General features: G+C 75.3%; 2 protein-coding genes. Both read right to left on the reverse strand.

The annotated features are described in order from the left end of the window. Positions 1-37: 37 nt before the first annotated feature. The gene (locus tag AC2CJA_RS25910) at positions 38-757 is read right to left on the reverse strand and encodes a response regulator (protein ID WP_484605099.1); all 720 of its coding nucleotides are present in this window, start codon (positions 755-757) and stop codon (positions 38-40) included. Continuing rightward, positions 754-2,403, reverse strand: coding sequence for a sensor histidine kinase (locus AC2CJA_RS25915; RefSeq protein WP_484605100.1), 1,650 nt, complete (start codon positions 2,401-2,403; stop codon positions 754-756). Before AC2CJA_RS25915 ends, AC2CJA_RS25910 begins: the two co-directional genes overlap by 4 nt. Between the last annotated feature and the right edge of the window lie 320 nt (positions 2,404-2,723).

Below are 2,723 nucleotides of genomic sequence, written 5' to 3' on the forward strand. Positions count from 1 at the left end.
GGCGCGGCGCGTGTCCGCCGCGCCCGCCGGCCCGTCGTCAGCCGCACCAGCGGTAGTACAGTTCCGGCCGTCCCACCTGCCCGTACCGCGGGGTGCGCTCGGCCTGCCCGGCGCCGGCCAGGTACTCCAGGTAGCGGCGGGCGGTGATCCGGTTGACACCCACCCGCCGGGCCGCCGCGGAGGCGGTCAGCCCTTCTCCGGCGGCCGAGCGCAGCGCGGAGGTGACCGCCTCCAGGGTGGCGGGGCTCAGCCCCTTGGGCAGCGTGACGCGCCCCGGCGCCCGCAGGGCGGCCAGTGCCCGGTCCACCTCCGCCTGGCTGCCGGCCTCCGCGCCCGCGCAGGTGAGCGTCTCCCGGAAACGGGCGTAGCGCTGGAGCCTCTCGCGCAGCGTGGGGAAGGTGAAGGGCTTGAGCACGTGCTGCACCACTCCGAGCGAGACCCCCTCGCGCACGACGGCCAGGTCGCGGGCCGAGGTGACGGCGAAGACGTCGGCGGTGTGGCCCGCCGCGCGCAGCGCCCGCACCAGTGCCAGGCCGTGGCCGTCGGGGAGGTAGAGGTCCAGCAGGATCAGATCGATGTCCAGCTGCTCCAGGGCCCGGCCGGCCTCCGCCCGGGAGGGCGCCACCCCCGCGACGGCGAAGCCCGGCACCCGGGAGACGTACAGGGCGTGGGCGTCGGCGGCCACGGGGTCGTCCTCGACCACCAGCACTCTGATCGGCTCGGGCCCCGCACCGCTCCCGGCCCCCGGCCCGGTCACGCCGTCGTCCCCGCCGCGGCGCGCAGCGGCAGCCGTACGGTGAACTCCGCGCCGCCGCCGGGCGCACCGGTCAGCTCCACGGTGCCGCCGTGCCGCCGCGCGGTCTGCCGTACCAGTGCCAGGCCCAGCCCCCGGCTCGCGGGCTCGCCGACCTTGGTGGACCAGCCGCGCCGGAAGACCTCTCCGGCCTCCCGCGCCCCGATGCCCGGCCCGGTGTCGGCCACGCGCAGCAGCAGCTCGTGCTCCGAGGCCCGCACGGTCACCGTGATCCGGGCGGCGGTGTCCCCGGCGTCGCGGGACGCGATGGTACAGGATGTGGCGGTGCAGGACGCGGCGTCGAGCGCGTTGTCGATCAGGTTGCCCAGCACCGTCACCAGGTCCCGGGCGGGCAGGTCCGGAGGCAGCAGGCCGTCGTCGACGCAGCTGTCCGGGGTGAGCACCAGCTCCACCCCGTGCTCGTTGGCCTGCGCCGCCTTGCCCAGCAGCAGCGCGGCCAGCACCGGCTCGGCGACCGCCGCGACCACCTGGTCGGTCAGCGCCTGGGCCAGCTCCAGCTCGGCGGTGGCGAACCGGACCGCCTCCCGCTCGCGCCCCAGCTCGATCAGGGAGACGACGGTGTGCAGCCGGTTGGCGGCCTCGTGCGCCTGCGAACGCAGTGCCTCAGCGAAGCCGCGCACCGAGTCCAGCTCGCCGGTGAGCGCCTGGAGTTCGGTGTGGTCGCGCAGGGTGACCACCGTGCCGCGCAGGTCGCGCGCCGATACCGGCGAGGTGTTCACCACGACCACCCTCTCGTCGGTCAGATGGACCTCGTCCACCCGTGGCCCGGAGGCCAGCAGCGCCCCGGTCAGCGGCGCGGGCAGCCCCAGTTCGGCGACGCCCAGCCCCACGGCCTCGCGTCCGGCCAGGCCGAGCAGCTCGCGGGCGCCGTCGTTGATCAGGACGATGCGGCACCGCCCGTCGAGCATGACCAGTCCCTCGCGTACGGCGTGCAGCGTGGCCTGGTGATAGGCGTACATCCGGCTCAGCTCGGCGGCGTTCATGCCGTGAGTGTGGCGGCGCAGCCGGGTGTTGATCACATAGGTGCCCAGCCCGCCGGTCAGCACCGCGCCCGAGGCCACCGCGAGCAGGGCGGCCGCCTGCCGCTCCACCTCGTCGGAGATCCGCTCGACGGCTATCCCGGCGCTCACCAGCCCCACGATCCGCCCGCCGCCGTCGCGGACGGGGGTGACCGCCCGCACCGAGGGACCGAGCGTCCCGGTGTAGGTCTCGTGGAAGGTCTCGCCGCGCAGGGCGGGGCCGGTGTTGCCCACGAAGCGCAGGCCGATGCGGTCCGGCTCGGGGTGCGTCCAGCGGATGCCGTGCGGATCCATGATCGTGACGAAGGTGACGCCGGTGTCGCGGCGGACCCGCTCGGCGTACGGCTGGAGGAGCGCGCTCGGATCCGGCGACCCGATCGCCTCCACGACCGAGGGCGAGCGGGCGATCGCGACGGCGGTGGCGGTGGCGCGGTGCCGGGCGGCGGCCTCGGCCTGCCGCCGGTCGTTGAGACAGGCGAACAGGGCGCATCCGGCCACCGCGGCGACCACCACCACGACCTGCATCGCGAAGAGCCGGCCTGCCAGACTGCGGGGGCGGGACAGACGCATGGGTCCCAGTCTGCCCGCTCGCCCGCCCCGGCGACCCCCGTACCGCGACGGAGGCCGGTCCTCGCCGGGATCCGGAACAACCGGAGTCCCGCCTTCCGAACGGTTTTCTGCGCACGTAATGCACACAACCGTGATCGACCCCACCGCCGGGTGCATAGTCGCCAGGGCTCCACGCGGGACCCCGCCCCCCACCGGGCCCGCCGCCGGAGAGCCCGCGGGCGTACGACCTCCCCGTGGACGCCCCGGGCCACCCGTGGCGGCCCTGCCCCGGCCCCCCCTGTCTCCTATAAAAAAATACGAGCCCAAGATACCCAACTGGT

It is taken from the genome of Streptomyces sp. ATLC9 (assembly GCF_057196705.1).